At 70.5% G+C, this 25,102-nt stretch carries 22 protein-coding genes and 1 riboswitch; of the genes, 10 read left to right on the forward strand and 12 right to left on the reverse strand.

Annotated elements, in window-relative coordinates:
- Positions 1–84 precede the first annotated feature (84 nt).
- Positions 85–1,071 (forward strand): Lrp/AsnC family transcriptional regulator, encoded by a 987-nt coding sequence (locus tag OG707_RS34525; protein ID WP_329125442.1) that lies wholly within the window; start codon positions 85–87, stop codon positions 1,069–1,071.
- Here the strand turns inward: OG707_RS34525 and OG707_RS34530 are convergent.
- Positions 1,068–1,934, reverse strand: coding sequence for a LysR substrate-binding domain-containing protein (locus OG707_RS34530; RefSeq protein WP_329125444.1), 867 nt, complete (start codon positions 1,932–1,934; stop codon positions 1,068–1,070). The two genes, OG707_RS34525 and OG707_RS34530, sit on opposite strands and share 4 nt — an antisense overlap.
- A 128-nt stretch (positions 1,935–2,062) precedes the next feature.
- Between OG707_RS34530 and OG707_RS34535 the strand changes: the two genes are divergently transcribed.
- Positions 2,063–3,085 carry a bile acid:sodium symporter family protein gene (locus OG707_RS34535; protein ID WP_329125445.1) on the forward strand — a complete coding sequence of 341 codons (1,023 nt, stop codon included), beginning with the start codon at positions 2,063–2,065 and terminating at the stop codon, positions 3,083–3,085.
- Positions 3,086–3,090: 5 nt separating this feature from the next.
- Here OG707_RS34535 and OG707_RS34540 read toward each other — a convergent pair whose 3' ends face one another.
- Positions 3,091–4,002, reverse strand: coding sequence for a quinone oxidoreductase family protein (locus tag OG707_RS34540; RefSeq protein ID WP_329125447.1), 912 nt, complete (start codon positions 4,000–4,002; stop codon positions 3,091–3,093).
- Positions 4,003–4,087: 85 nt separating this feature from the next.
- On the opposite strand from OG707_RS34540, the gene OG707_RS34545 reads away from it, so the two are divergent.
- Positions 4,088–4,573, forward strand: a complete 486-nt coding sequence (locus tag OG707_RS34545; protein ID WP_329125449.1) for a MarR family winged helix-turn-helix transcriptional regulator — start codon at positions 4,088–4,090, stop codon at positions 4,571–4,573.
- Here OG707_RS34545 and OG707_RS34550 read toward each other — a convergent pair.
- Positions 4,556–5,149 (reverse strand): hypothetical protein, encoded by a 594-nt coding sequence (locus tag OG707_RS34550; RefSeq protein ID WP_329125451.1) that lies wholly within the window; start codon positions 5,147–5,149, stop codon positions 4,556–4,558. The genes OG707_RS34545 and OG707_RS34550 overlap by 18 nt on opposite strands.
- Before the next feature lie 423 nt (positions 5,150–5,572).
- Between OG707_RS34550 and OG707_RS34555 the strand changes: the two genes are divergently transcribed.
- Positions 5,573–6,976 (forward strand): glycosyltransferase family 39 protein, encoded by a 1,404-nt coding sequence (locus OG707_RS34555; protein ID WP_329128128.1) that lies wholly within the window; start codon positions 5,573–5,575, stop codon positions 6,974–6,976.
- Between the two features lie 30 nt (positions 6,977–7,006).
- On the opposite strand, the gene OG707_RS34560 is transcribed toward OG707_RS34555, so the two are convergent.
- Together OG707_RS34560 and OG707_RS34565 are read right to left on the reverse strand one after the other, a co-directional pair.
- Positions 7,007–8,140: a DUF5005 domain-containing protein gene (locus tag OG707_RS34560; RefSeq protein WP_329125453.1), complete on the reverse strand. Its 1,134-nt coding sequence runs from the start codon at positions 8,138–8,140 to the stop codon at positions 7,007–7,009.
- A gap of 18 nt (positions 8,141–8,158) precedes the next feature.
- Entirely contained in the window at positions 8,159–9,031 is an 873-nt protein-coding gene (locus tag OG707_RS34565; RefSeq protein ID WP_329125455.1) for a bifunctional 5,10-methylenetetrahydrofolate dehydrogenase/5,10-methenyltetrahydrofolate cyclohydrolase, read from the reverse strand.
- A 21-nt stretch (positions 9,032–9,052) separates the two neighbouring features.
- A riboswitch (ZMP/ZTP riboswitch) is annotated at positions 9,053–9,146 on the reverse strand.
- A 156-nt stretch (positions 9,147–9,302) separates the two neighbouring features.
- Between OG707_RS34565 and OG707_RS34570 the strand changes: the two genes are divergently transcribed.
- A complete protein-coding gene (locus OG707_RS34570) occupies positions 9,303–11,594 on the forward strand; it encodes an NEW3 domain-containing protein (RefSeq protein WP_329125457.1) in 2,292 nt (763 codons plus the stop codon).
- 76 nt (positions 11,595–11,670) lie between these two features.
- Here the strand turns inward: OG707_RS34570 and fdhD are convergent, their stop codons facing one another.
- From fdhD to OG707_RS34595, 5 genes are all read right to left on the reverse strand, one after another.
- Positions 11,671–12,510: a formate dehydrogenase accessory sulfurtransferase FdhD gene (fdhD, locus tag OG707_RS34575; RefSeq protein WP_329125459.1), complete on the reverse strand. Its 840-nt coding sequence runs from the start codon at positions 12,508–12,510 to the stop codon at positions 11,671–11,673.
- 6 nt (positions 12,511–12,516) lie between these two features.
- Complete coding sequence (locus OG707_RS34580) at positions 12,517–13,377, reverse strand: 2Fe-2S iron-sulfur cluster-binding protein (protein WP_329125461.1); 861 nt, start codon at positions 13,375–13,377, stop codon at positions 12,517–12,519.
- Complete coding sequence (locus OG707_RS34585) at positions 13,374–15,254, reverse strand: NAD(P)H-dependent oxidoreductase subunit E (protein WP_329125463.1); 1,881 nt, start codon at positions 15,252–15,254, stop codon at positions 13,374–13,376. The genes OG707_RS34580 and OG707_RS34585 overlap by 4 nt, the downstream gene beginning before the upstream one ends.
- Before the next feature lie 4 nt (positions 15,255–15,258).
- On the reverse strand, positions 15,259–17,187 hold the full coding sequence (locus OG707_RS34590) for a molybdopterin oxidoreductase family protein (RefSeq protein ID WP_329125464.1): 1,929 nt from the start codon (positions 17,185–17,187) through the stop codon (positions 15,259–15,261).
- Positions 17,188–17,260: 73 nt separating this feature from the next.
- Positions 17,261–18,244 carry a 2-dehydropantoate 2-reductase gene (locus OG707_RS34595; RefSeq protein ID WP_329125465.1) on the reverse strand — a complete coding sequence of 328 codons (984 nt, stop codon included), beginning with the start codon at positions 18,242–18,244 and terminating at the stop codon, positions 17,261–17,263.
- Positions 18,245–18,393: 149 nt separating this feature from the next.
- Between OG707_RS34595 and OG707_RS34600 the strand changes: the two genes are divergently transcribed.
- The 4 genes from OG707_RS34600 (at position 18,394) to OG707_RS34615 (ending at position 21,733) form a co-directional block, all read left to right on the forward strand.
- Positions 18,394–19,740, forward strand: a complete 1,347-nt coding sequence (locus tag OG707_RS34600) for an OFA family MFS transporter (RefSeq protein WP_329125466.1) — start codon at positions 18,394–18,396, stop codon at positions 19,738–19,740.
- A complete protein-coding gene (locus OG707_RS34605) occupies positions 19,700–19,849 on the forward strand; it encodes an MFS transporter small subunit (RefSeq protein WP_329125468.1) in 150 nt (49 codons plus the stop codon). Before OG707_RS34600 ends, OG707_RS34605 begins: the two co-directional genes overlap by 41 nt.
- Positions 19,850–19,993: 144 nt before the next feature.
- Positions 19,994–20,932 (forward strand): beta-ketoacyl-ACP synthase III, encoded by a 939-nt coding sequence (locus tag OG707_RS34610; RefSeq protein ID WP_329125470.1) that lies wholly within the window; start codon positions 19,994–19,996, stop codon positions 20,930–20,932.
- Between the two features lie 123 nt (positions 20,933–21,055).
- Complete coding sequence (locus tag OG707_RS34615; protein ID WP_329125473.1) at positions 21,056–21,733, forward strand: GntR family transcriptional regulator; 678 nt, start codon at positions 21,056–21,058, stop codon at positions 21,731–21,733.
- A 24-nt stretch (positions 21,734–21,757) separates the two neighbouring features.
- On the opposite strand, the gene OG707_RS34620 is transcribed toward OG707_RS34615, so the two are convergent.
- The gene (locus OG707_RS34620) at positions 21,758–22,555 is read right to left on the reverse strand and encodes an NAD(P)H-binding protein (protein WP_329125475.1); all 798 of its coding nucleotides are present in this window, start codon (positions 22,553–22,555) and stop codon (positions 21,758–21,760) included.
- Positions 22,552–23,712, reverse strand: coding sequence for a low temperature requirement protein A (locus OG707_RS34625; protein WP_329125477.1), 1,161 nt, complete (start codon positions 23,710–23,712; stop codon positions 22,552–22,554). The genes OG707_RS34620 and OG707_RS34625 overlap by 4 nt, the downstream gene beginning before the upstream one ends.
- Before the next feature lie 204 nt (positions 23,713–23,916).
- Between OG707_RS34625 and OG707_RS34630 the strand changes: the two genes are divergently transcribed.
- Entirely contained in the window at positions 23,917–25,098 is a 1,182-nt protein-coding gene (locus OG707_RS34630; protein WP_329125478.1) for an ROK family transcriptional regulator, read from the forward strand.
- The last annotated feature ends 4 nt before the right edge of the window (positions 25,099–25,102 follow it).

The raw sequence follows: 25,102 nt of genomic DNA on the forward strand, positions 1-25,102 counted from the left end.
TCCGTACGATCGGTCCCAGGTGCCGACATTCACCAGGCAGTACGGCAGGACAGCCGGAATCCGACACGGAAGAGGACCCAGGCAGTGGAATCCCACGCAGCACTCGCATTCGACGATCTGGACCTGCAGCTGCTCCAGGCGCTCGAAGTCGACGGCCGGGCCCCCTTCAGCCGGATCGCGGCCGTCCTGGGCGTCTCGGACCAGACCGTCGCCCGCCGCTACCGCCGGCTGCGCACGGAAGCCGGCCTCCGGGTGATCGGAGTCCGCGAGATCTCCGTACGCGACCAGGACAACTGGCGGATGCTGCGCCTGCGCTGCACCCCCGACGCCGGAGAGTCCATCGCCCGTGCGCTGGCCCGCCGCCCCGACACCACCTGGATCGTGCTCTGCTCGGGCGGCACCGAGGTCGCCTGCATGACGCTGGCCCGCACCCGCGAGGCCGACGACGAACTGCTCTTCGGCAAGCTCCCGCGCACCCCGAGGATCACCGACATCCGCACCCACCAGCTCCTCCACCGGTTCTACGGCGGACCGCAGGGCTGGCTCGGCAAGAGCGGCGCCCTCAGTGCCGACCAGGTGGCGGCCATGACCCCGCAGTACACCGAGGGATCTGCTTCGACGGTCGTCACCCCCGAGGACGAGCCCCTGATCGCCGCGCTCAAGCGCGACGGCCGCGCCACCTTCGCCGATCTGCAGAAGGCCACGGGCCGCTCCGAGTCGGCCGTACGCCGCCGCCTCGATCAACTGCTCGCCTCCGGCGCCCTCTTCGTCGACGTGCAGTTCGACTCCGAGCACCTCGGCTACAGCACCTTCGCCCTGCTCTGGATCACCGCGGCCCCCGCCTCGCTCGACGCGGTGGGCCGCGCCCTGGCCACCCACCCCGAGGTGGCGTTCGCGGCCGCGTCGACGGGCCCGTGCAACCTTCTGGCGACGATCGTCTGCCGCGACTCGGCCGCCCTCTACACGTACCTGAGCGAGAGCCTCGGCAAGCTGGAGGGCGTCCAGCACATCGAGACCTCACCGATCCTGCGCAGGGTCAAGCAGCTGAGCTACGAGGAGACCCGCCGCTAGACCTGCCGGTGCAGCCGGTCCGCGCCCGCCAGGATCGCCGACGACAGCGCCCGCGCCGCCTCCCGCGCCCGCCCCGTCTCCCGCCCGTGCAGCAGTACGAAGTCCACGTCGCCCAGATCGGGCAGCCCGGCCCGCGCCGGGATCTGCGTCAGCCCCGGCGGGATGAGGCCGCGGGTGTGCGCCATGACGCCCAGGCCCGCGCGGGCCGCGGCGATCAGGCCGCTCAGGCTGGTGGACGTGCACGAGATGCGCCAGGGCAGGCCGTGCCGCTCCAGCACCTCCAGGGCGCGGGCGCGCGTGATGCCCGGCGGCGGGAAGAGGATCAGCGGGAGCGGACGGTCCGGGTCGATGCGCAGCCGGGGCGCGCCGATCCAGGTGAGCGGGGAGCGCCAGACCAGTTCGCCGTGGGTGTCGCCGGTGCGGCGCTTGGCGAGGACCAGATCGAGGCGGCCCGCCTCCAGCTCCCGGTGCAGTGTGCCGGAGAGCTCGACCGTCAGCTCCAGGTCCACCTCGGGATGGTCGCGGCGGAAGGACTCGAGGATCTCGGGGAGCCGGGTGAGGACGAAGTCCTCCGAGGCCCCGAAGCGCAGCCGGCCGCGCGGGCGCGACCCCGTGAAGAAGGCCGCCGCCCGCTCGTTGGCCTGCAGGATCGTGCGGGCGAAGCCGAGCATCGCCTCGCCGTCCTCGGTCAGCTCCACGCTGTGCGTGTCACGGGTGAAGAGCGTGCGCCCCGCGGCTTCCTCCAGGCGGCGCACGTGCTGGCTGACCGTGGACTGGCGCAGGCCCAGGCGGTGCGCGGCCTGGGTGAAGCTGAGGGTCTGCGCGACGGTCAGGAAGGTGCGGAGCTGCGCGGGGTCGTACATGCCTCGACGTTATCGCGGATCGTGATGACAGTCAGAGTGGTATGCAGGATTCCCGATCATGGGGCGGGAGAGGAGGATGGAGAGGGCACGCACCTGTCCGAGGGTCCGTCCGAGAGCAAGTGGAGCTCATGAGTCGCCGCACGTTGCAGCTGCCGTCCTGGCTGCCGATCGATCCGTACATCCTCGCGCTGATCTCGACCGTCGCCGTGGCGGCTCTGCTGCCGGCCAGAGGCGGGGCCGCCGACGTGGCGAGCTGGGCGTCGACGGGAGCGGTGGCGCTGCTCTTCTTCCTCTACGGGGCGCGGCTCTCCACCCGGGAGGCGATGGACGGGCTGCGGCACTGGCGGCTCCATCTGACCGTGCTGATCTGTACGTTCGTGGCCTTCCCGCTGCTCGGGCTCGCGGCCAGGGGCCTCGAACCCTCCGTGCTGACCCCGCAGCTCTACCACGGGCTCCTCTTCCTGTGCCTGGTGCCGTCCACGATCCAGTCGTCGATCGCCTTCACCTCCATCGCGCGCGGCAATGTGCCCGCCGCGATCTGCGCCGGGTCGTTCTCCTCGCTCGCGGGGATCGTCGTCACACCGGTGCTGGCCGCGCTCGTCCTGGGCAACAGCGGGGGCGGCTTCTCCGCCGACTCGCTGGTGAAGATCGTGCTGCAGCTCCTTGTGCCGTTCGTGGCGGGGCAGTTGCTGCGGCGCTGGGTCGGCGGCTTCCTCGTACGGAACAAGAAGGTGCTCGGGTACGTCGACCGCGGATCGATCCTTCTCGTCGTCTACACCGCCTTCAGCGAAGGCATGGTGCAGGGCGTCTGGGGCCAGGTCGACTTCCTCCAACTGCTCGCGCTGCTCGGGGTCGAGGCGCTGCTGCTCGCCGCGATGCTGAGCCTGAGCTGGTACGGGGCGAAGCGGCTCGGCTTCGGCCGTGCGGACAGGATCGCGATCCAGTTCGCCGGGTCGAAGAAGAGCCTGGCGGCCGGACTGCCCATGGCGAGCGTGCTGTTCGGGGCGCAGGCCTCCCTCGCCGTTCTGCCGCTGATGCTCTTCCACCAGATGCAGCTGATGGTCTGCGCGGTCATCGCCAAGCGGCGCTCGCGCGATCCGCTCCCGGAGGAAGAGGCGGTGGCGGACGCCCGCGTCCCTGCTATGAGGTGACCGGGCTATGAGGTGACCAGCACGACCTTCCCGAGGTTGGCGCGCGAGACGATGAGCTCGTGCGCCTTCGCGGCGTCGGTGAGGGGGAGTTCGACGGCGACGGCGGTACGGATCTTCCCCGCGCCGTGCAGCTCCCACAACTCCTCGCGCCAGGCCGCGTAGAGGGCGGGCTGCTCGCGGGCGATCATCGCCATCTGGAAGCCGATCACCGTCTTGGCGCCGACGAGCAGGTCGTACGCCTGGATCGTGCCGCCGCCCGAACTGAACGCCACCAGACGCCCCTTGGGTGCGAGAGCGGCGATCGCGGGGGAGAGCAGTGCTCCGCCGACGGCGTCCAGGACGACGTCCACCGGCTCGCCCCAGCCCTCCTGCCCGTACGTCACCACTTCGTCGGCCCCGAAGCCCCGTACGAACTCCGCCTTGTCCGCGGACCCGACGGCGGCGACCACGCGCGAAGCCCCGCCGAGATGCGCCAGCTGCAGCGCGATGTGCCCGGTCGCGCTCGCGGCGGCGGTGACGAGGACCGACTCGCCGGCGAGGTGGCGCGCGGCCTCGTACGCACCGCGGGCGACGAGCCCGCTCCGTACGAGGGCCACCGCGTCGACCGCGCTCGCCCCGTCCGGGATCCGGGACGCCATCGCCTCGGTGAGGACGGTGAACTCGGCGTACCCGTCCTTGAAACAGAGCCCGGTGACCCGCTCGCCGACCGCGAACCCGGTCACCGCATCCCCGACGGCGACGACCTCGCCCGCCACTTCGCCGCCGAGCTCGACGGGCTCACCGGCGGCCACCTTCCGTACGACGGGGAGCGTGACGCCTATCGCCTCGGCGCGGACGAGCAGTTCGCCGGGGCCGGGCTGGGGGAGAGCGGCGCTCTCGATGTACAGGCTGCCGTGGTCATGCCGTACGCGACGCATCACGCCTCCGAATAATTCGTTGGGAGTCCCAACGGTAGAGGAGATTCGTTGGGAGGTCCAACGTTTTCCGCGCTAGACTTCCGGCATGACGTCCGACACCCCGCCGCCGTCCGGCCTGGAGCGCATCACCGCACTCCCCAGCTGGCTCCTCGGCCGGGCCTCCGCCCGCGGCCACCGACTGCTCACCGAGGCGTTCGCCCAGGAGGGCATGCGGATGGCGCACCACGCGGTGCTCACCGCGGTCGCCGCTCTCGGGCCGGTCTCCCAGGCCGAGTTGGGGCGCACGGTGCGGATCGACCCCAAGGACATGGTCGCCGTCGTCAACGAGCTCCAGCAGGACGGCCTCGTCACCCGCACCCCCGACCCCGCCGACCGCCGCAAGAACGCCATCACCGTCTCGGCCGCAGGCCGCAGGCGGCTGCATCGTCTGGAGGCGCTGGGTGACGCCGCCAACGACACGCTCCTCGCGCCCCTCGACGCACGCGAGCGCGAGCAGCTCACCGCGCTGCTGGCCAAGATCGTGCACGTACCGGAACCCTCGCCGGAAGCGGAGTCAGCTGCGGCGCGGTGAGGCCAGCAGATACGTTGCGCCTGCCCTGCGGTCCAGGTGGGCCGAGGTCTGCCAGCCGGCGGCCTCCAGGGCGTCCGCGTACTCGTGCGCATCGGGACCCGCCACCCGTACCGCCTCCGGCTGCGCCGTCTCGGCCACCAGATAGCCGCGGCAGCCCGCCGCCTCCAGGGCGAGCGCGGCCGACTGGGTCAGATGCGCGCGCTCCCAGGCGCACGGCCGCTCCGCGGACCGGTCCGCATTGGTGACCCGCCGCATCTCGAGCAGCCCCGCCCACGCACTGCGCACCTCCCGCAGCCGCGCCGGATCGTCGGGCTGCTGCCCTTCGCCCCCGGTCCTGGCGGCGAATATCCCCGAGGCGTCCGCCGACACCAACGGCACGGCCTCGTCGGCCAGTTCGTCGCGCAGCTGCTGACCCGCCGGGGTGAGGTAGTGCCGGTGCGGAGGCCGCGGATGCCGCATGGCCAACCCCTGGGCGACGAGCGCGGCCAGCGCGGCGGCCGGGCCGTGCAGCAGGCCGGACTCCGGGTCGGCGGTGCGCAGAACCCGGCGCTGGGTGGTGGACGGCTGGTGCGTCACGCCTCTGACCGTACCGCCGTGGTGTGGCGCGCGGGCACCGGTACGCGAAGGTGCGGGCGGGCGAGCGTGGCGCGAGCGGCAGATATATCTGCAAGTCCCATGTGCGGGACTCTAGGCGGTCCCCGGCGGATCAGGCCGCTCTTGCTCGACGTTGAGCCATTTTCACTGCTGGTGAGCGGAGGTTTGCTCGATCGCGGGGCAAGGTCATGGGCGCGATGGGATCTTGGGATCGCACGCGAGCCTCCCCGTGGGGCAACGTACGGGGGTGCGTGGTGCACGGGAGATCTGGAGCCCCCTCCTGTCCGAGAGCAGATCCGGGAGCCCTCCTGTATGTCCCCTGTGCGCACCGTTCGTTCAGCCATCACGTCCGGGTCACCTCCGGTCCCTGCGGAACGAGGCCGCAGTTTTGTCTGGCTGATTCCGATGCTGTGGACTTTCACTCTCGGCCTGTGGGGGCTGTCCCGGCGGGGCAGCGTCTGGCGGGACGAGGCTGCGACCTGGCAAGTGGCCGAGCGTTCCACACCGGAGATCTGGCACACGATGGGGAACGTCGACGCCGTGCACGGGGGCTACTACCTCCTGATGCACGGCGTGTTCGAATGCTTCGGGGCCGGCGTCGCGACCCTCCGTATGCCCTCGGTCGTGGCCATGGGGGTGGCTGCTGCGTGCGTGGCAGGTATCGGGCGCCGGCTGGGTGGTCAGTGGGCGGGACTCGCTGGGGGGATGGCGTTCGGACTGCTTCCGGCTGTGCAGTTCCATCTGCAGGAGGGGCGGCCGTACGCCTTGGTCTCGGCCGGGATCGGGATATCGACCCTGCTGCTGGTGACCGTGCTCCAAGGGCGAGGCTCGACCGTGCGCTGGGTTGCTTACGGCGTTGTGGTCTTGATGTGTGGACTCCTGAACTGGCTCTCGCTCATGGTTCTGCCGGCCCATCTGGTGACCCTGCTCTGGGCTCGTGCCGGCCGTCGCGTGTGGACGCACTGGGTGACGGTCTCGGTGGTGGCGGCGGCGGGTGTGCTTCCGCTGGTCGTTTTCAGCCGGAGGCAGTCCCATCAAGTGGCGTGGATACCGCCGCTCAGCTGGCACATGATGATCGGTCCGGCGATCCTGCTGATGATCGGCGGCATCGGAGCACTGGTGGACCGGCCCCGGGCAGGCCGGTTGTCGGTGGCCGTGGTCGGGTTGCCGTTGCTGGCGGTACCGACGCTCGGTCTCGCCGGGATTTCGCTGGCCCATCCACTGTTCCTCGACCGGTACGTTCTCTTCGGCCTGCTGGGTCTTGCGCTGCTGATCGGCAGACTGATCAGTGCGGCGGTAGAGGCCGTGCGATTCCGGAACCCCAGGGCGTCCCCGTGGGTCCTCCCCACAGTGGTCGTCGTCGCGTTCGTCGCGCTGCTGCCGCAGTCGCTGGCCGAGCGTTCCCCGTCGAGCCGGGTGGACGACGTCCGGGCCATCGCGGCAGATGTCCGGCGGCTGAACGAAGCCGGGAGTGCGGTTCTCTACATCCCGGCAGAACGCAGGGACACCGAAGCCCTGACGCCCAACGCCTTTTCCGGGCTGAAGGACATCGCGCTGGCAGAGAGCCCCGAAGCATCCGGGACGCTGAAAGGCATAGAGAAGAACCCGAGCCAGATCCGGGGTGCGGTGCTGGCGCAGCGGCGGATACTGCTGGTGACGGACGCTTCCCTGGTGAGGGCATCGGTAACCGCCGAGCGGGACAAGACGAAGCTGTCCCTGCTGGAGCAGTACTTCTCGGCGGTCGCCGAGACTCGGGTCCGTGGCCGCAAGGTGACGGTGTACGAGCGATTTCCGCCGATGGGTCGATGACTCGCAGGGCGGGGACGAAGGAAATGGGATCTAAGGCCCCCAGCGCAGGCGCAGGAACCTTGGACGGTAGAGGGACACATTCCGGTCGACGGCTGCCAGGGCCTCGTCGGGGTCCGCGGTGAGCCAGTTGACGTCGTAGCTCAGGACCGGGCCGCCGGTGAGGGCGGTGTGCAGCTGGGGGTTGTACGCCACCGTGGCCGGTCGGGGCGAACTGTCGCGCGGCAGCGGTGGGTTGAAGCCCCGGCCCGGGCCGTGCCAGGGGCCCGTCGCGGAGCACGACCAGTACGTGACGAAGCGACCCAGGCCCGCGAGCCCCGCCGCCGGGGTGACCAGGACCCAGGTCCGGCCGGACCGTGCCACCGTGAACGCGCTGCCGACCCCGCCGCGCAGCACCGGCTTCGCGTGCCCCGGCCGCCGGTCCCAGCCCGCGCCGTCCCAGTACCGCCACTCCGCCGGGTCGCCGAGGTGGCCCCGGCGGGCGTGGGCTGCGTACGCGGAGGACGGTGTCACCGTGTCGTCGGTTCCGAAGGCGTACGTCCAGCCGCCGGCGTCCACCGCCGAAGTCCCGTACAGGACAGGGCCCTTGGCGATCGTACGGACCGACTCGACGCGCAGCCCCGGCAGTGACAGCGTGGCCACCTCCGTGGCGAGAGGCCGCCCGAAGACCAGGGGCGGCCCGCTCGCCGCCCGCCGCCACAGCAGTACCCGCACCGTCCTGCCCTCGACCCGCGCCGAGACCGGCCAACGCCACTGGGCGGGCGCCGGATCGGGGAAGAGTGGGGCGCGCAGCGTTCGGACCGGGGAGCCGTCGCGCCCCGCCACCACACCCGAATTCCTTACGAACGGCGCGGACTTGTCCCGCCAGGCGTACGGCTGCCCGCGTCGATTGGGTGGGCGGTGCACCGCCCCGAGGAAGCTGTCCGAGAACAGCCACAGCACCCGCCCGTCCGGCAGCCGCACCGCGTGCGTGCCGTCGCCGCCGGTCCAGTCGTCCGTGCGGGTGTTGTTGTTGCCGTACCTCGCGAAGGCGGTGGTGGTCCGGGCGTCGGGCGTCCAGGACGCCACCTGGCGTGAGGAGCATGCGGCGCTGCTCGGCGCGGGATCCGCGCCGAGCAGCGAAGCCGTACAGATCAGGGCAAGCAGCGTATTTCGTACGGTCGGCACCGCATGCACGCTACGGCGTCACACCCCTTCGAGCCCCAGCTGACGCGCGGCCGCCTCGACCGTCTGCGCGAGCAGCACGGCGATCGTCATCGGGCCCACGCCGCCCGGCACGGGCGTGATCAGGCTCGCCCGCTCGGCCGCGCTCGCGAAGTGGACGTCCCCGACGTTGCCCGCGTTGTACCCCGCGTCGATCACCACGGCGCCCGGCTTGATGTCCGCGCCGGAGATGAACTCCGGCTTCCCGACGGCGGCGACGAGCACATCGGCCTGTCGGATGTGCGCGGCCAGGTCGACGGTCCGCGAGTGGCAGTACGTCACCGTCGCGTCCCGCGCGAGCAGCAGCATCCCTGCGGGCTTGCCCAGGATGGCGCTGCGGCCCACGACCACGGCGTGCTTCCCGCTGAGCTCGACGTCGTACGCGTCGAGGAGCCGCATGATCCCGCCGGGCGTGCAGGAGACGAAACCGGGCTCGCCGAAGCCCATCGCGGCGAAGGAGTGCATGGTCACCCCGTCGACGTCCTTGGCCGGGTCGATCGCCTCGAAGGCGGCGCGCTCGTCGATGTGGGGGCCGACCGGGTGCTGGAGCAGGATGCCGTGCACGGAGCGGTCGTTCGACAACTCGGTGACCGCGGCGACGAGTTGCTCGGTCGTGATGTCCGCGGGAAGCGCGATGTGACGGGACTCGATCCCGGCCTTCGCGCACCGGTTCTGCTTCATCTTCACGTACGTCACCGAGGCCGGGTCCTCGCCGACCAGCACCGTCGCCAGACACGGCGTCACCCCGGTGCGGCGGCGGATCTCGGCGGCGGACGCGGCGGCTTCCTCGACGGTGGTGCGGGCGAGCGCGGTGCCGTCCATGGGGCGGGCGGTGGACTGGGCGGTCTGGGACATACGGGGCTCCTGGGGATCGTGGTGAATCGCCCAGGCGCGCGGCAGGAGGCGGCGTGCAGCCGTCGGGTCCGCTCCCCGGTGGTACTCCACCTCAGCGCCAGTCACGGCCCGCCGACGAGTCTACCGGGGCCGCGATTTTAGTTGGCGCCGACATCTTGATCCCGGCGATACATCGGATGAATTATGGGTCCGGTGCCGAACCCCCGCGCAAGCGGTCTGTGGTTCGACTGTGTCATGCCCACGCCATTCAACAAGGCCAAGGAGCCGCAGTATGCGCACGCGATGGATCAGATACCTCCTCCCGATGGCCGTCTCCCTCGGACTGGCCGCAGGGATGTCACCGGCCCCGGCGGGCGCCCGGACCACCGATGTCGCCGCCTCCCCGGCCACGGTCTCGCCCACACCTCCGATGGGCTGGAGCAGCTGGAGCGCCCTGCGCGAAGGCAGCGACCTGACCGAGGCCGGCATCCGCGCCGAAGCGGACGCCCTCCACAGCAAGCTCCAGAAGTACGGCTACTCGTACATCAACATCGACGCCGGGTGGTCCGATCACCTGGACGCCTACGGCCGGTGGGCCTGGGACACCACCCGGTTCCCGCACGGCGGCGCCGCGCTCGCCTCGTATCTGCACGGGCTGGGGCTCAAGTTCGGCATCTACCTCACGCCTGGCGTGCCGATCGACGCGTACAAGGAGAACCTGCCGATCCAGGGCACCCCGTACCACCTGCAGGACATCGCCGACCCGACGCGGCCCGGCAACACCCACAACGACGCCTACCGGATCGACTACAGCAAGCCCGGTGCGCAGGAGTACATCCAGGGCTACGCGGACCTCTTCGCCTCCTGGGGCGTCGACTACATCAAGATGGACTTCGTCGGCCCCGGCGGCGGCCTCGTCCCCGCCGACAACCGCCCCGACATGAAGGCCTGGCACGAGGCGATCGGCGCCACCGGCCGCCCCATGCACCTGGAGCTGTCCAACTCCCTCTCCATGGCGGACGTTTCGACCTGGCAGGCCACCAGCAACAGCTGGCGCACCGGCGGCGACATCGAGTGCTACTGCGGGGTCAACGGCTCCAGCACCCCGCTCACCAGCTGGCGCAGGTTCTCCAGCCGGTTCGACCAGGTCGCCGACTGGCAGCCGTACGGTCGCCCGGGCGCCTTCAACGACTACGACTCCCTCGAGGTGGGCAACGGCGACGACACGGGCCTGACCCGCGACGAGCGGCAGACCCAGATGAGCCTGCTGGCGCTGGCCGCCTCGCCGCTGCTGCTCGGCACCGATCTGACCGAACTCGACGCGGGCGACCTCAAGATGCTCACCAACCGCGACGTCATCGCCGTCGACCAGGACGCCATCGACGCCTCCAGGGTGAGCAAGACCGAAACATCCCAGGTCTTCACCAAGACGGAGACCAACGGCGATGTGATCGTCGGGCTCTTCAACACGGGCACCACCGCACGGACCGTCTCGGTCGACCCGGCCGCCGCGGGCCTCCCCGCAGCCGACTCCTACCGGCTCGACAACCTCTGGTCGCACCAGGTGGCCCGCGAGGCGGGCAGCGCGATCGCCGCCGCCGTACCCGCCCACGGCTCGGCGCTCTTCCGGGTGCGGCCGGCGGCCCAGGGCGGCAGGCTCCTGCCGCAGACCGCGTTGAACCTCACCGCTCCGGATGCACTGACGACCCGTCAAACTGGCACGGCCACAGCTGAGTTCACCAACCTGGGCATCGGAACGATCACCAAGGCCAGGCTGCGTCTGAAGGCTCCGAAGGGCTGGTCCGTCGAGCCGGACTCGGCGGACACCTTCTCCTCGGTGGCGCCCGGCCGGACCGTACGGACCACCTTCCGGATCACTGCGCCCGCCGCACTGAACCAGCTCTTCCCGACCGCGCAGCTCGACTCCTCCGCCACCTACCGGGTCACGTCCCATGGCGCAGCGGCAGGTTCGGCCGACGGGCATGCGAGCGTGCTGCTCAAGGCGCCGGTCGACCCGGCGTTCCGTACGGTCGACTCCACGCCCGAGCCCGCACACTTCTCGCAGACCGGCAACGCACTGGGCATCAGGGCGGCGGGCTCCGACGTGTACGGGAGCGCCAACCAGTACGGGGCGGTCTATCTGCCCGGCGCGGAGCACGACGGATCCACCACCACGGTGCGCGTCACCGGCCAGCGCTACGAGAACTCCGGCGCCAAGACCGGGATCATGGTGCGCAACGACATCGGCGCGGCCGGCACCTCGCCCGGCTTCGTGACCGTCACCGTGAGCGCCAAGCGCGGCTACTCGATGCAGTGGGACGCCGACGGCGACGGGAAGCTCGACTCCGGAGCCGCCGCGAACGGCTCGGGCATCGGGAAGCCCGTCCTCCCCAGCCGGCTGAAGCTGGTGCGCACCGGCACCACCTACACCGGCTCCTACTCCACCGACGGCACCACCTGGACCCCGATCGGCACCGCCGACATCCCCTCGGCGGCCGCCACCCAGGACGTCGGGCTCTTCGGCACCTCGCACCAGCCCGGCTATCCGGGGCAGAACGAGTTCAGCGACTTCAGCACCAAGTAGTACTGGCGGGCACGGGGCCGGCCGGCGCAGGGGGCGCTCCCCGCCGGCTCGGCCTCCGACCCGTGACGCGGGGCGCTCAGACCCCGGTGTGCAAGGCGATGCGCTCGTCGCCCGCGTACACGTTCATGTTGGAGCCGCGCAGGAAACCGACCAGGGTGAGCCCGGTCTCGGCGGCCAGGTCCACGGCCAGCGACGAGGGCGCCGAGACGGCGGCCAGGACGGGGATTCCGCCCATGACCGCCTTCTGGGCCAGCTCGAAAGAGGCGCGTCCCGAGACCAGCAGGATGCACTGGGAGAGGGGGAGGTCGTCGTTCTGCAGGGCACGCCCGACGAGCTTGTCGACCGCGTTGTGGCGGCCCACGTCCTCCCGTACGTCGAGGAGCTCCCCGGCGGGGGAGAACAGCGCCGCCGCGTGCAGACCCCCGGTCCGGTCGAAGACCTGTTGCGCCGCGCGCAGCCGGTCGGGGAGGGCGGCGAGCAGTTCGGGCTCGACGCGGACCGGGGGAGTGTCGTTGATGGGGAAGCGTGCGGTGGTGCGGACCGCGTCCAGGCTGGCCTTGCCGCAGAGGCCGCAGGAGGAGGTGGTGTAGACGTTGCGTTCGAGGGTGATGTCCGGGACGGGGGTGCCGGGCGAGAGCTTCACGTCGACCACGTTGTACGTGTTCATGCCGTCGGCCGTGGCCCCCGCGCAGTACACGATCGACTGCAGCTCGGACGCCGCGCCGAGCACCCCCTCGCTCACCAGGAAGCCCGCCGCGAGCGCGAAGTCGTCGCCCGGGGTGCGCATCGTGATGGCGAGGGGCTTGCCGTTGAGGCGGATCTCCAGGGGCTCCTCGGCGACCAGGGTGTCGGGGCGCGTGGATATCGCTCCGTCCCGTATTCGGATGACGCGGCGGCGCTCGGTGACCCGTCCCATGAGTGATCAGCCTCGGTTCTGTACGTGCTGGTAGCCGAAACGGCCCTTGATGCAGAGGTTGCCGTGGGTCACCGGGTTGTCGTGCGGCGAGGTGACCTTGACGATCTCATTCTCCTGGACGTGCAGGGTGAGGTTGCAGCCCACCCCGCAGTAGGCGCAGACGGTGGTCGTCTCCGTCTGCTCATCCTCGTTCCAGGTGCCCGCCTCCCGCATGTCGAACTCCGACTTGAAGCTGAGAGCGCCCGTCGGGCAGACCTCGATGCAGTTTCCGCAGTACACGCAGGCGGAATCGGTGAGCGGGGCGTCGTGCTCGGTCGAGATCCGGGCGTCGAAGCCGCGGCCCGCGACCGAGATCGCGAAGGTGTTCTGCCACTGCTCGCCACAGGCGTCCACGCACTTGTAGCACTGGATGCACTTGTCGTAGTCGCGGACGTAGAGGTCGTTGTCGATCTTGGGTTCTTCGTTGAGGCGGGCCGCATCCGCGCCGAAGCGGTCCGGCTTCGCCTCGTACTCCTTGATCCACTCGGCGGCACGGGGTGTGGTGGAGAGGTCGGTCGAGGAGGCGAGGAGTTCGAGCACCACCTTTCGGCTGTGCCGGGCGCGCTCGGTGTCCGTACGGACCTCCATCCCGGCCTCCGCGCGGCGCGAGCAGGCCGGGGCGAGCGTACGGGCGCCCTCGACCTCGACGACACAGACCCGGCAGGCGTTCTTGGGGGTCAGGGTGTCGCCCTCGCAGAGCGTCGGGATGTCCTTGCCCGCGCCCCGGCAGGCCTCCAGGAGGGTGGAGCCTTCCGGGACGCGGATCTCCTGGCCGTCGAGGGTGAACTCGATGAGGCGGCGCGGGATTCCGAGGGGTGTGACGGTCACTTGTACGCTCCAAGGCGGTCGATGGCGGACTCGACGGCGTTCCACGCGGTCTGGCCGAGACCGCAGATCGAGGCGTCCTTCATGGCCTGCCCCACCTCCCGCAGCAGGGCGATGTCGGTGGCGGCCTCGGCTCCCGTACGGTCCAGGATCCGGTGCAGCGCCTCCTCCTGGCGGACCGTGCCGACGCGGCAGGGCACGCACTGGCCGCAGGACTCGTCGCGGAAGAACTCGGCGATGCGCAGGAGGAGGCGGGGGAGGGGGACCGTGCCGTCAAAGGCGAGGACGACGCCGGAGCCGAGGGTGGTGCCGGCGGCGCGGGTGCCCTCGAAGGTGAGGGGGATGTCCATCTCGTCGGGCCGTACGAAACCGCCTGCCGCGCCGCCGAGGAGGACGGCCTTGAGGGTCTCGGGCCTGCCCGCGAGGTCGAGGAGCTCGCCGAGCGTGGCGCCGAAGGGGAGCTCGTAGATGCCGGGGCGGGTCACGTTTCCCGAGACGCAGAAGAGCTTGGTCTCGGACGCGCGGAACGCCTCCGCGCCGTGGGTGAGGATCGGCAGGACGTTGACGAGGGTCTCGACGTTGTTGGCGGCGGTGGGCTTGCCGAAGAGGCCCTTCTCGACGGGGAAGGGCGGCTTGGAGCGGGGTTCGCCGCGGTAGCCCTCGATGGAGTTGAAGAGGGCGGTCTCCTCGCCGCAGATGTAGGCGCCGGCGCCTCGGCGGATCTCGATGTCGAAGGCGTAGCCCTGGCCGAGGACGTCGTCGCCGAGGAAGCCGCGGGCCCTCGCTTCGGAGATGGCGTGCTCCAACCGCCTTACGGCGCGGGGGTATTCGCCCCGGATGTAGAGGTAGCCGAGGTGGGCGCCGGTCGCGTACCCGGCGATGGTCATCGCCTCGATGAGGGCGTACGGATCGCCCTCCATGACGACGCGGTCCTTGAAGGTGCCGGGTTCGGACTCGTCGGCGTTGCAGACGACGTAGTGGGGGTGGGCGGGCTGGGAGGCGGTGGCCTGCCACTTGCGTCCTGTGGGGAAGGCGGCGCCGCCGCGGCCGACGAGGCCGGAGTCGGTGACCTCGCGGATGGTGCCGGCGGGGCCGAGGTCGAAGGCGTGGCGGAGGGCGGTGTAGCCGCCGTACGCGCGGTAGTCGTCGAGGGAGGCGGGGTCGACGACCCCGACCCGCTTCAGGAGGGTCAGACCCTGCTGGCCGGCCTGGGGTACGGCCATCGTGGCCGGGGGTTCGGCGGTTGCGGCCTCTGGTGCGGAGGCGGCAAGGACCACGGCTTCGGGTGTGGCGGGGGCGACGACGGCGGTGGCAAATTCAAGCCCCGCCGGCGATTGAGGAGCGGGGGTACGGGGGCGGAGCCGCCCAGGAGATGCTGGCTGTCCGGCCTGGATCACCAGCGCCGCCGGAGCCCGCTCGCACAGCCCGAGGCAAGGACTCTCCTGCCAGACCACACCCCCGGACGCCGAACCCGCCGCCCCCAGCCGCTCCTCCAGACCCGCGCACACCGCCCGCGCACCCCGCGTCGCACACGCCAGGTCCGTGCAGACGTGGACCACCTTCGCGGGGCGCGGCTTCACCGCGAACATCGCGTAGAACGTGGCCACCCCGTACGCCTCCGCCGGCGGCACCGTCAGCCGGCGGCACAGGTAGTCCAGGGCGCCCTCGCTGATCCACCCCACCCGGTCGTTGATCGCGTGCAGCCCCGGCAACAGCTGGTCCCGGCGCTCGCGCGCCTCCCGTCCGCCGCGTGCCCAGCGCAGGTCCGCGTCCGTGCGGTCGTCCGCGCCCTCCCACGCCGACGCGGGCGGGCCGAGCAGCGCATCGACGGCCGCCCGTTCGTCGTCCGTCGGCTTGCTGTCACCGAAGTGCAGGTCCACTGGTTCAGCTCCTCTCTGCCCGTTCGATCCGTATCGCCGACGCCTTGAACTCCGCCGTGCCCGCGATCGGGCAATTGGCCTCGATCGTCAGCTGGTTGGTGTCCACCTCGTCGGGGAAGTGCATGGTCATGAAGGCCAGACCCGGCCGCAGCGCGGGGTCGACCCAGACCGGGGCGGTGACCGCCCCGCGCCGCGAGACGACCCGGACCTCCTGGCCGACCGCGACCCCGTAGTGCTCGGCGTCCTCGGGGCACAGCTCCACGTACTCGCCGCGCCGCAGCGGAGAGGCGAAACTCCCCGTCTGGACACCGGTGTTGTACGAGTCGAGGCGCCGCCCCGTCGTCAGCCGGATCGGGAACTCCTCGTCCGTCAGGTCGACCGGCGGATCGTGCTGGACCAGACCGAAGGGGGCGAGGCGCCCCCGGTCCGCCAACTCCGTCTCCCAGAGCCGCCCGTGGAGGTAGCTCGTCGGGAGCTCCTCCAGGTCGGGGCAGGGCCACTGCAGGCCCTGGTGCTCCTCCAGGCGGTCGTACGTCATCCCGAAGTGGTCGGGGGACAGGGCCCGCAGCTCGTTCCACACCGTCTCGGAGTCGGCGTACTTCCAGTCGTGGCCGAGCCGCCGGGCCATCTCGCAGATGATGTCGATGTCCTCGCGCGCCTCGCCCGGCGGCGTCAAGGCGGCCCGCACCCGCTGAACTCGCCGCTCGCTGTTGGTGCTTGTGCCGTCCGTCTCCGCCCAGGCGGCCGTCGCCGGCAGCACCACGTCCGCCATCTCGGCGGTCTTCGTCAGGAAGATGTCCTGGACGACGAAGTGGTCGAGGGCGGCCAGCCGCCGCGCCGCCTGCTCGCTGTCGGCCTCCGACTGGGCCGGGTTCTCGCCGATGCAGTAGACGGCGCGCAGGCCGCCGTGCTCCATCGCCTCGAACATCTCGGTGAGCGTCATTCCGTACCGCGGCTGGATGACGGTGTCCCACGCCACCTCGAACTTCTGCCGGTCGGCGTCGTCGAGGATGTCCTGGAAGCCGGGCAGCTTGTTGGGGATGGCGCCCATGTCGCCGCCGCCCTGGACGTTGTTCTGGCCGCGCAGGGGCTGGACCCCGGATCCGAACCGGCCGACATGGCCCGTCAGCAGGGACAGGTTGATCAGCGCGCGTACGTTGTCCGTGCCGTTGTGGTGCTCGGTGATGCCCAACGTCCAGCACATTTGGGCGCGTTCGGCCCGTGCGTACGCGTGGGCCAGCTCGCGGATCGCGGCGGCCGGGACGCCGGTGACCTTCTCGGCGAGGCCGAGCGTCCAGGGCTCGACGAGCTCCTTGTACTCCTCGAAGCCCGTCGTCGCCCGTTCCACGAACGCCCGGTTGTGGAGGCCCGCGTGGATGATCTCGCGGCCGATCGCATGGGCGAGCGGGATGTCCGTGCCGACGTTCAACCCCAGCCAGCTCTCCGCCCATTCGGCGGTGGAGGTGCGGCGCGGGTCGACGGCGTACATCCGCGCCCCGTTCCTGATCCCCTTCAGTACGTGGTGGAAGAAGATCGGGTGGGCGAAGCGCGCGTTGGAGCCCCACATCACGATGAGGTCGGTGTGCTCGACCTCGGCGTACGAGGAGGTGCCGCCGCCCGAGCCGAAGACGGCGGACAGGCCCGCCACGCTCGGTGCGTGACAGGTGCGGTTGCACGAGTCGACGTTGTTGGTGCCCATCACGACCCGCGTGAACTTCTGGGCCACGTAGTTCATTTCGTTGGTGGCGCGGGCGCAGGAGAGCATCGCGAAGGCGTCGGGGCCGTGGGTCTCACGCGTCTCCCTGAACCCCGAGGCTGCTCGCTCCAGGGCCTCGTCCCAGGTGGCCTGCCGCAGCGGGCCGCCCTTCTCGTCGCGTACGAGCGGGTGGGTGAGCCGGGCGTACGTCTTGGGTGTGCGGTCTCGTTTCTTCACCGATGCGCTCCTCATTGCATACAGTATTCTGTGGCCGCTTTCCGAACGGAAGCCTTCTGCACGGGGTTTGTGATCAGGCGGCCACGACCGCCGCCGTCGAGACGGACAACAGGTCCGCGATGGCGTGCACCGTCCGCAGGGTCGGCACCGGTACGTCCGTGACCTCGGCCAGCTCCACCACCGCGGCGAGCAGCACGTCGAGTTCGAGCGGCTTGCCCTTCTCCAGGTCCTGGAGGGTGGAGGTCTTGTGGTCGCCGACCCGCTCCGCGCCCGCGAGGCGCTTCTCGATCGAGATGTCGGGCCGGCAGCCGAGTGCGCCCGCGACGGACAGCGTCTCGGCCATCATCACCTCGATGACCTGGCGGGTGTCGCGGTGCACGCACATCTCGCGCATGGTGGCGCGGGTCAATGCGCTGAGCGGGTTGAAGGAGATGTTGCCGAGCAGCTTGATCCAGATGTCGTTGCGGATGTCGGGCTCGACGGGGCACTTGAGGCCGCCGGCCTGCATCGCCTCGCTGAACTCCAGGCACCGCTTGGACACGGTCCGATCAGGCTCCCCGATCGAGAAGCGGGTGCCTTCCAGGTGCTGCACAACACCCGGCCCCGCAAGCTCCGTTGCCGCGTACACGACGCAGCCGATGGCCCGCTCCGGCTCCAGTACGGCACTGACCGCGCCGCCGGGGTCGACGCTCTCGACGCGGTGGCCCGCGTGCGGGCCGCCGTACTGGTGGAAGTACCACCAGGGGATGCCGTTCTGTGCGGCGATCACCGCGGTGCTGTCGTGGAGCAGCGGCTCGATCAGCGGCCCGCACGCCGCGTACGAGTTGGCCTTGAGGCCGAGAAAGACATAGTCGACCGGGCCGATGTCCGACGGGTCGTCGGTGGCGTGCACGCGCGAGGTGAAGTCGCCGCGCGGGCTGAGGACTTGGACTCCGTCGCGCCGCATGGCCGCCAAGTGCGGCCCGCGGGCGACGAGATGGACGTCGGCGCCGGCGCGGTGCAGCGCCGCTCCGACGTATGCGCCGATGGCTCCGGCGCCGAGGACTGCGACCTTCATGGTGGGGCTCCGAATCGGTTGAGGGATGCCGAAGGGGACGCTCGCACTCACGTTGCGTCAATAAATATTGTCTACAGTATGCAAGTTCGGTCGACAAGAGTTGTCGCAGCTCTTCCCAACTCCTTTGGCTGTTCTTAGGGTTCGCGAGCATGAGCATGCCGATCGCCCCACGTGGTTGGAGCCGCTGGCTCGTCCCGCCCGCGGCCTTGTCCGTCCATCTCTCCATCGGCCAGGCCTACGCCTGGAGCGTCTTCAAACCCCCACTCGAATCCGCCCTCGACCTCTCCGGCACCCAGAGCGCGCTGCCCTTCCAGCTCGGCATCGTCATGCTGGGCCTCTCGGCGGCGTTCGGCGGCCGATGGGTCGAGCGCAACGGACCGCGCCGCGCGATGGCCGTCGCGCTGGTCTGCTTCTCCTCGGGCTTCCTCATCTCCGCCCTCGGTGCTGCCACGAGCCAGTACTGGCTGATCGTTCTCGGTTACGGATTCGTCGGCGGGATCGGCCTGGGCATCGGCTACATCTCCCCGGTCTCGACGCTGATCAAGTGGTTCCCCGACCGCCCCGGCATGGCCACCGGCATCGCGATCATGGGCTTCGGCGGCGGCGCGCTGATCGCCTCACCGTGGTCGACGCAGATGCTCGACTCCTTCGGCCGCGACAGCCACGGCATCGCGCTCGCCTTCCTGGTGCACGGCCTTGTCTACGCGGTCTTCATGTCGCTGGGTGTGCTGCTCGTACGGGTCCCGCGCGCACCCCTCGCCCCGGTCGCCGCGTCCGTAAGTACCGACACCGGACCTCAGGTCTCCGCGAACAGTGCCATCCGCACACCCCAGTTCTGGTGCCTGTGGATCGTGCTCTGCATGAACGTCACCGCGGGCATCGGGATCCTGGAGAAGGCCGCCCCGATGATCACCGACTTCTTCTCGGGCTCGAAGGACACGGTCTCGGTCTCTGCCGCCGCGGGCTTCGTCGCCCTGCTCTCCGCCGCCAACATGGCGGGCCGCATCGGCTGGTCGTCGACCTCCGACCTGATCGGCCGCAAGAACACCTACCGCGTCTATCTGGGCGTCGGCGCCCTGATGTATCTGCTGATCGCGCAGTTCGGGGACGGGTCGAAGCCCCTGTTCGTCATCTGCGCGCTGGTGATCCTCTCCTTCTACGGAGGCGGCTTCGCCACCGTCCCCGCGTACCTCAAGGACCTCTTCGGCACCTACGAGGTCGGCGCCATCCACGGCCGGCTGCTCACCGCCTGGTCGCTCGCCGGTGTCCTCGGCCCGCTGATCGTCAACCGCGTCGCCGACGCCCAGAAGGACGCGGGCAAGAGCGGCGCCACGCTCTACGGGCTCTCCTTCACGATCATGATCGGTCTGCTGGTCGTCGGCTTCGTCGCCAATGAGCTCATCCGTCCCGTGCACCCCCGCCACCACCACATCCCCTCCCCGAGGAAGGAAGCCGATGCCGACAGCAGCGCCCGAAACGAGCAGCACCACGCCTGACCAGCGCCGCAGGGGTCTGATCGCCTTTGCCTGGCTCTGGGTCGGAGCGCCTCTCGCGTACGGTCTCTACGAGCTCGTGCTCAAGGCCAAGCAGCTGTTCACGGGATGAGCCGCGTGTGAGCTGCGGATAAGCGGTAAGTCGGAAGCCTCCAAGACCTTCGCCCGAATCCTGTCGCTTTACTCGCCCTCGTACCCGTGAGTCGCTGACGAGACTGGGGGGCTCCTGACGTCAGCAGCAGAGGGGCCCACGGGCATGACCGGTACCCGCATCACCGCACTCGGCCATTACCAGCCCGCCAAGGTGCTCACCAATGCCGACCTCGCCAAGATCGTCGACACCAGCGACGAGTGGATCCGCAGCCGCGTGGGCATCGAGACCCGTCACATCGCAGGCCCCGACGAGCCCGTCGACGAGCTCGCCGCGCACGCCGGGGCCAAGGCGATCGCGGCGGCGGGCCTCACCGCCGCCGACATCGACCTGGTCATCGTCGCCACCTCCACGGCGATCGACCGCTCCCCGAACATGTCCGCCCGGGTCGCCGCCCGGCTCTCCATGGGCTCGCCCGCCACCATGGACATCAATGTCGTCTGCTCGGGCTTCACCCACGCCCTGGCCACCGCCGACCATGCGGTACGTGCGGGAGCCGCCACCCGCGCCCTGGTGATCGGCGCCGACAAGATGGCCGAGATCGTCGACTGGACCGACCGCACCACCTGCGTCCTGGTCGGCGACGGGGCGGGCGCCGCGATCGTCGAGGCGAGCGAGAGCGAGGACATCGGCCCGGTGCTCTGGGGCTCGGTCCCCGAGATGGGCCATGCCGTACGCATCGAGGGCACGCCCCCGCGCTTCGCCCAGGAGGGCCAGTCCGTCTACCGGTGGGCCACCACCCAGCTGCCGCCCATCGCCCGCAAGGTCTGCGAGAAGGCCGGGGTCACCCCGGAGGAGCTGGCCGCGGTCGTGCTCCACCAGGCGAACCTGCGCATCATCGAGCCGGTCGCGGCGAAGATCGGCGCCGTGAACGCGGTGATCGCTCGAGACGTGGTCGAATCCGGCAACACGTCGGCGGCCAGCATCCCGATGGCTCTGTCCAAGCTGGTCGAAAGGGGCGAAATCACCTCAGGAGCCCCGGTATTGCTCTTCGGTTTCGGCGGAAACCTGTCCTACGCGGGGCAGGTCGTCCGCTGCCCGTGAGGGAAAAGTGAGTGAGGCGTACATCACTCGCCGCAACCCGTCGGCATACTGGCCATTGTGCTCGGTAGACTGTAGACGATAGCCAATTGCTCTACGCCGATGTGCTGTTGGAGGGGGACCGCGATGTTGACCACCGGACTGCCGCAGGGATCCGTGCCGAAACTGGAGCGCCCTGGACCGTTGCGGGAGCGGGTGTACGAGGCGCTGCTCGAGCTCATCACGACGCGCGCCCTGCGTCCGGGACAGCATCTGGTCGAGAGCGAACTGGCCGGACACCTCGGGGTGTCCCGGCAGCCCGTCCGTGAGGCGCTGCAGCGGCTCAACACCGAGGGCTGGGTCGATCTGCGGCCCGCCCAGGGCGCGTTCGTGCACGAACCGACCGAGGCGGAGGCCGACCAGCTCCTCTCGGTCCGCACCCTCCTGGAGGCGGAGGCCGCCCGGCTGGCCGCCGCCAATTCGGGGTCGGCGGGGATCGCGGCCCTGGAGGCGCTCTGCGCCAAGGGCGAGAAGGCGGTCGCCGACGACGACGTGGACCTGGCCGTCGCCACCAACGCCGAGTTCCACGCGAAGGTGATGGAACTGGCGGGCAACGTCGTGCTCGGAGAGCTGGCGGGGCAGGTGGACCGGCGGGTGCGCTGGTACTACCACCCGGTCGCCCGCCAGCGCGGAAAGCAGTCCTGGATCGAGCACCGTGAGCTGATCGCCGCGATCTCGGCGCGCGACGAGCAGCGGGCGACGGCGGTCATGCGGGCGCACACGGAGCACACCCGCACCACGTACCACCAGCGCGAAGAGAGCTGAAGCGGCTGATCCCGCCGGCTCCCGCTACCGGGCGAAGGCCGCCGCGTGGTTCTCGGCCCACTGCCGGAAGCTGCGCGGCTCGCGCCCGGTGAGGTTCTTCACCGTGTCGAGGACCGGCGACTCGTCGAGGGTGCCGTCGACGTAGAAGCTGAAGAAGGCGTCCACGTACTGCTGGGGCATCGCCGCCTCCATCTCCGTCCTGGCCTCGTCGTCGGTGTAGCCGTCGAAGGTCAGCTCCCGGCCGAGCACCTCGCCGAGAATGCGGAGCCGGTCGGCGGGGAGCAGTGAGTCGGGGCCCGAGAGCGCGAAGGCGTGGCCCTCGTACTCGGGTCCGGTCAGTGCGAGGGAGGCGATGGCCGCGATGTCGTACGGGTCGATGTTGGCGACCCGCACCGAGCCGAACGCGTCGCGCACCACGTCGCCCGACTTCAACTGGGGCAGCCAGCGCAGGGTGTTGGACATGAAGGCGGCCGGGCGCAGGAAGGTCCAGGGCAGACCCGACTCCCGTACGGTCACCTCGGACTCGATCATGTAGCGGGCGACGGCGTTGTTCAGGTCACCGCCGGGGACCGAACTGCTGGAGAGCATCACCACGCGCTCGGCGCCGGCCGCGCGGATCGCGGCGAGCGTCTCCGCGAAGTTCTCGTACCCAGGGAGCAGGAAGACCGCGCTCACCCCGTCGAGCTGCGCGGCCACGCTCTTGGGGTCGTTGAGTTCGCCGCCCGTGGAGCGGCTGAAGGGGCGGACCTTCTCGCCCGCCGCGGTCAGGATGCGGACCACCTCGGAGCCGACGTTGCCCGTCGCGCCCGTCACCAGAATCATGCGGATTCCCCCTCGGCCTGTGTGCAGTAGCCCCAGCGGGCCTCAGCGGTGAGCATAGCCACCAATACGACGACAAGGGCGCAGAGTTGGACGAGTGCGGACACGCCCGTGCCGAGCGGGATCGTGGCGAGCACGGCGGCCGTGGCGGCCGCCCGGAAGCCCAGCGGGCGGATGTGCAGCACCGCGCGGAAGGCGACGTTGCCGGCCAGGAAGAGCGCGATGCCACCCGCCAGAGCGACGGCCGGTCCCGCGGGGAGGTGCTCGGGGAGGTGGCCGATGGACTTCTTCACCCCGGCGGCCAGGACCGCGACGCCGAGCAGCATGGGCACGAAGCAGTAGTAGTACGCGGCCATGGTGAGCCGGAAGCGGCCGCGCCCGGAGACGCGGTGCAGCGCGGCCTCGGCGAGCGCCTCGTCCCGCAGGAAGTACGTCCACCACAGCGCGGTCGCCAGGGCGAGGGAGAGGAGTACGGCTCCGTACAGACTCAGATCGAGGTGGAGGTTACCGGTGCCGACGCCTATCGCGATGACCGATTCGCCGAAGGCGACGATCAGCAGCAGTCCATGGCGCTCCACGAAGTGGCCGGGGTCCAGACCGCCGACCCGGGCGGAGACGAGGGAGCGGCTGTCCGCGTCCTTCCCGGTGATCCGGCTCGCGAGGATGGGGGACAGGTTCTGCACGGCGATCGCGACCAGCCACATCGCCTCGGCGGTATGGCCGTCGTAGGCGCCCGCGACGGTGATCAGTACGGCTGCGGCCACATTGGGGGTCGCGAAGCTCAGCACGGAGAGGCCGTGGAAGAGGGCGTACAGCGAACTGTGCACGAGGACGACGAGCAGGAAGCCGAGCCCGAACGCCACCCCGCCACCGTGGAACGCGCGGGGGATCGCCAGCGCGCAGATCAGGAATCCGCTCATGCCGAGGACGAGCGGCAGCCGCCGGGCGTTGGTCTCGGGCGGGACCTGGTTGGTGAGGTAGGCGTAGGAGCCGTACATCCAGAACAGGACGATGAAGATCAGCAGGACGCGGCCGGCCGTGCGGAACGTCAGATCGTGGGCCAGCAGCACCGTCAGCTGGGTGAGGGTGAAGACGAAGACCAGGTCGAAGAAGAGCTCCAGGGTGGTGACCCGGCGCGCGGTCGGCTCTTCGGTCGGCATGTGTTCCCCCAGCGATCACTACGGTCGAAAGTGCGTGCGACACGATAGCCGAGCGCCGCCCTGGGACGCCTTTGTCCTCGGTGTGGAGAAAGTGGTCACTGATTCGTGCGCAACTTCTTCCCAGTCCGGGCAACCGCTGCTACGTTCCCCTCCAAAGCCCAAGAAGGACACGGCCGATGAGGCGGGGAGGGGCACGTGAGGCGCATGACGGCACGACCTGCGAACGCGCATCAGGCGCGGCTGCTCCGCCTGTTGCGCGACGGGGGGCCCAACTCCCGTGCACAGCTGGGTGATCAGGTGGATCTCTCGCGCTCCAAGCTGGCGGTCGAGGTCGACCGTCTCCTGGAGACGGGCCTCGTCGTCGCGGACGGCCTCGCCGCCTCCCGAGGCGGCCGCCGCTCGCACAACATCCGGCTGGCGCCCGCACTGCGCTTCCTCGGTGTGGACATCGGCGCGACCTCGATCGACGTGGCCGTCACCAACGCCGAGCTGGAGGTGCTCGGGCACCTGAACCATCCGATGGACGTCCGGGAGGGACCGGTCGCCGTCTTCGAGCAGGTGCTCGCCCTGGCCGCGAAGCTCAAGGCCTCGGGGGTCGCGGAAGGGTTCGACGGCGCCGGAATCGGCGTCCCCGGGCCTGTCCGCTTCCCCGAAGGCGTGCCGGTCGCGCCGCCGATCATGCCCGGCTGGGACGGCTTCCCCGTACGGGAGGCGCTCAGCCAGGAGCTCGGCTGCCCGGTCATGGTCGACAACGATGTGAACCTGATGGCGATGGGGGAGCAGCACGCGGGCGTCGCACGCTCCGTGGGCGACTTCCTCTGCGTCAAGATCGGCACCGGTATCGGCTGCGGGATCGTCGTCGGCGGAGAGGTCTACCGCGGTACGACGGGCAGCGCGGGCGACATCGGCCACATCCAGGTCGAACCGGAGGGCCGCCCCTGCGCCTGCGGCAACCGGGGCTGCCTGGAAGCCCACTTCAGCGGCGCGGCCCTCGCACGGGACGCCGAGGACGCGGCACGCGCCGGGCTCTCGGCCGAACTCGCGGGACGCCTCGACGCGGCGGGACGGCTCAGCGCCGTCGACGTCGCGGCCGCGGCGGCCGCCGGGGATGCCACCTCGCTCGACCTGATCCGTGAGGGCGGAAACCGGGTCGGCCAGGTCATCGCCGGACTGGTCTCCTTCTTCAACCCGGGCCTGGTGGTGATCGGAGGCGGGGTGACCGGCCTCGGTCATACGCTCCTCGCGAGCGTACGCACCCAGGTCTACCGCCAGTCGCTGCCCCTGGCGACCGGCAATCTCCCCATCGTCCTGGGGGAGTTGGGACCGCAGGCCGGAGTGATCGGCGCGGCCCGGCTCATCAGCGACCACCTGTTCTCGCCGGCCTAGACCG

This window comes from Streptomyces sp. NBC_01465, from assembly GCF_036227325.1.
Taxonomy (GTDB): Bacteria; Actinomycetota; Actinomycetes; order Streptomycetales; family Streptomycetaceae; genus Streptomyces.

Excerpts from the sequence above, each read along its gene's own strand:
- OG707_RS34535 (WP_329125445.1), top strand. The coding sequence starts at position 2,063 with ATGAGTCGCCGCACGTTGCAGCTGCCGTCCTGGCTGCCGATCGATCCG.
- OG707_RS34630 (WP_329125478.1), top strand. The coding sequence starts at position 23,917 with ATGACGGCACGACCTGCGAACGCGCATCAGGCGCGGCTGCTCCGCCTG.
- OG707_RS34600 (WP_329125466.1), top strand. The coding sequence starts at position 18,394 with ATGAGCATGCCGATCGCCCCACGTGGTTGGAGCCGCTGGCTCGTCCCG.
- OG707_RS34570 (WP_329125457.1), top strand. The coding sequence starts at position 9,303 with ATGCGCACGCGATGGATCAGATACCTCCTCCCGATGGCCGTCTCCCTC.
- OG707_RS34565 (WP_329125455.1), bottom strand. The coding sequence starts at position 9,031 with ATGTCCCAGACCGCCCAGTCCACCGCCCGCCCCATGGACGGCACCGCG.
- OG707_RS34605 (WP_329125468.1), top strand. The coding sequence starts at position 19,700 with ATGCCGACAGCAGCGCCCGAAACGAGCAGCACCACGCCTGACCAGCGC.
- OG707_RS34545 (WP_329125449.1), top strand. The coding sequence starts at position 4,088 with ATGACGTCCGACACCCCGCCGCCGTCCGGCCTGGAGCGCATCACCGCA.
- OG707_RS34615 (WP_329125473.1), top strand. The coding sequence starts at position 21,056 with ATGTTGACCACCGGACTGCCGCAGGGATCCGTGCCGAAACTGGAGCGC.
- OG707_RS34595 (WP_329125465.1), bottom strand. The coding sequence starts at position 18,244 with ATGAAGGTCGCAGTCCTCGGCGCCGGAGCCATCGGCGCATACGTCGGA.
- OG707_RS34625 (WP_329125477.1), bottom strand. The coding sequence starts at position 23,712 with ATGCCGACCGAAGAGCCGACCGCGCGCCGGGTCACCACCCTGGAGCTC.
- OG707_RS34555 (WP_329128128.1), top strand. The coding sequence starts at position 5,573 with ATGCTGTGGACTTTCACTCTCGGCCTGTGGGGGCTGTCCCGGCGGGGC.
- fdhD (WP_329125459.1), bottom strand. The coding sequence starts at position 12,510 with ATGGGACGGGTCACCGAGCGCCGCCGCGTCATCCGAATACGGGACGGA.
- OG707_RS34610 (WP_329125470.1), top strand. The coding sequence starts at position 19,994 with ATGACCGGTACCCGCATCACCGCACTCGGCCATTACCAGCCCGCCAAG.
- OG707_RS34540 (WP_329125447.1), bottom strand. The coding sequence starts at position 4,002 with ATGCGTCGCGTACGGCATGACCACGGCAGCCTGTACATCGAGAGCGCC.
- OG707_RS34620 (WP_329125475.1), bottom strand. The coding sequence starts at position 22,555 with ATGATTCTGGTGACGGGCGCGACGGGCAACGTCGGCTCCGAGGTGGTC.
- OG707_RS34530 (WP_329125444.1), bottom strand. The coding sequence starts at position 1,934 with ATGTACGACCCCGCGCAGCTCCGCACCTTCCTGACCGTCGCGCAGACC.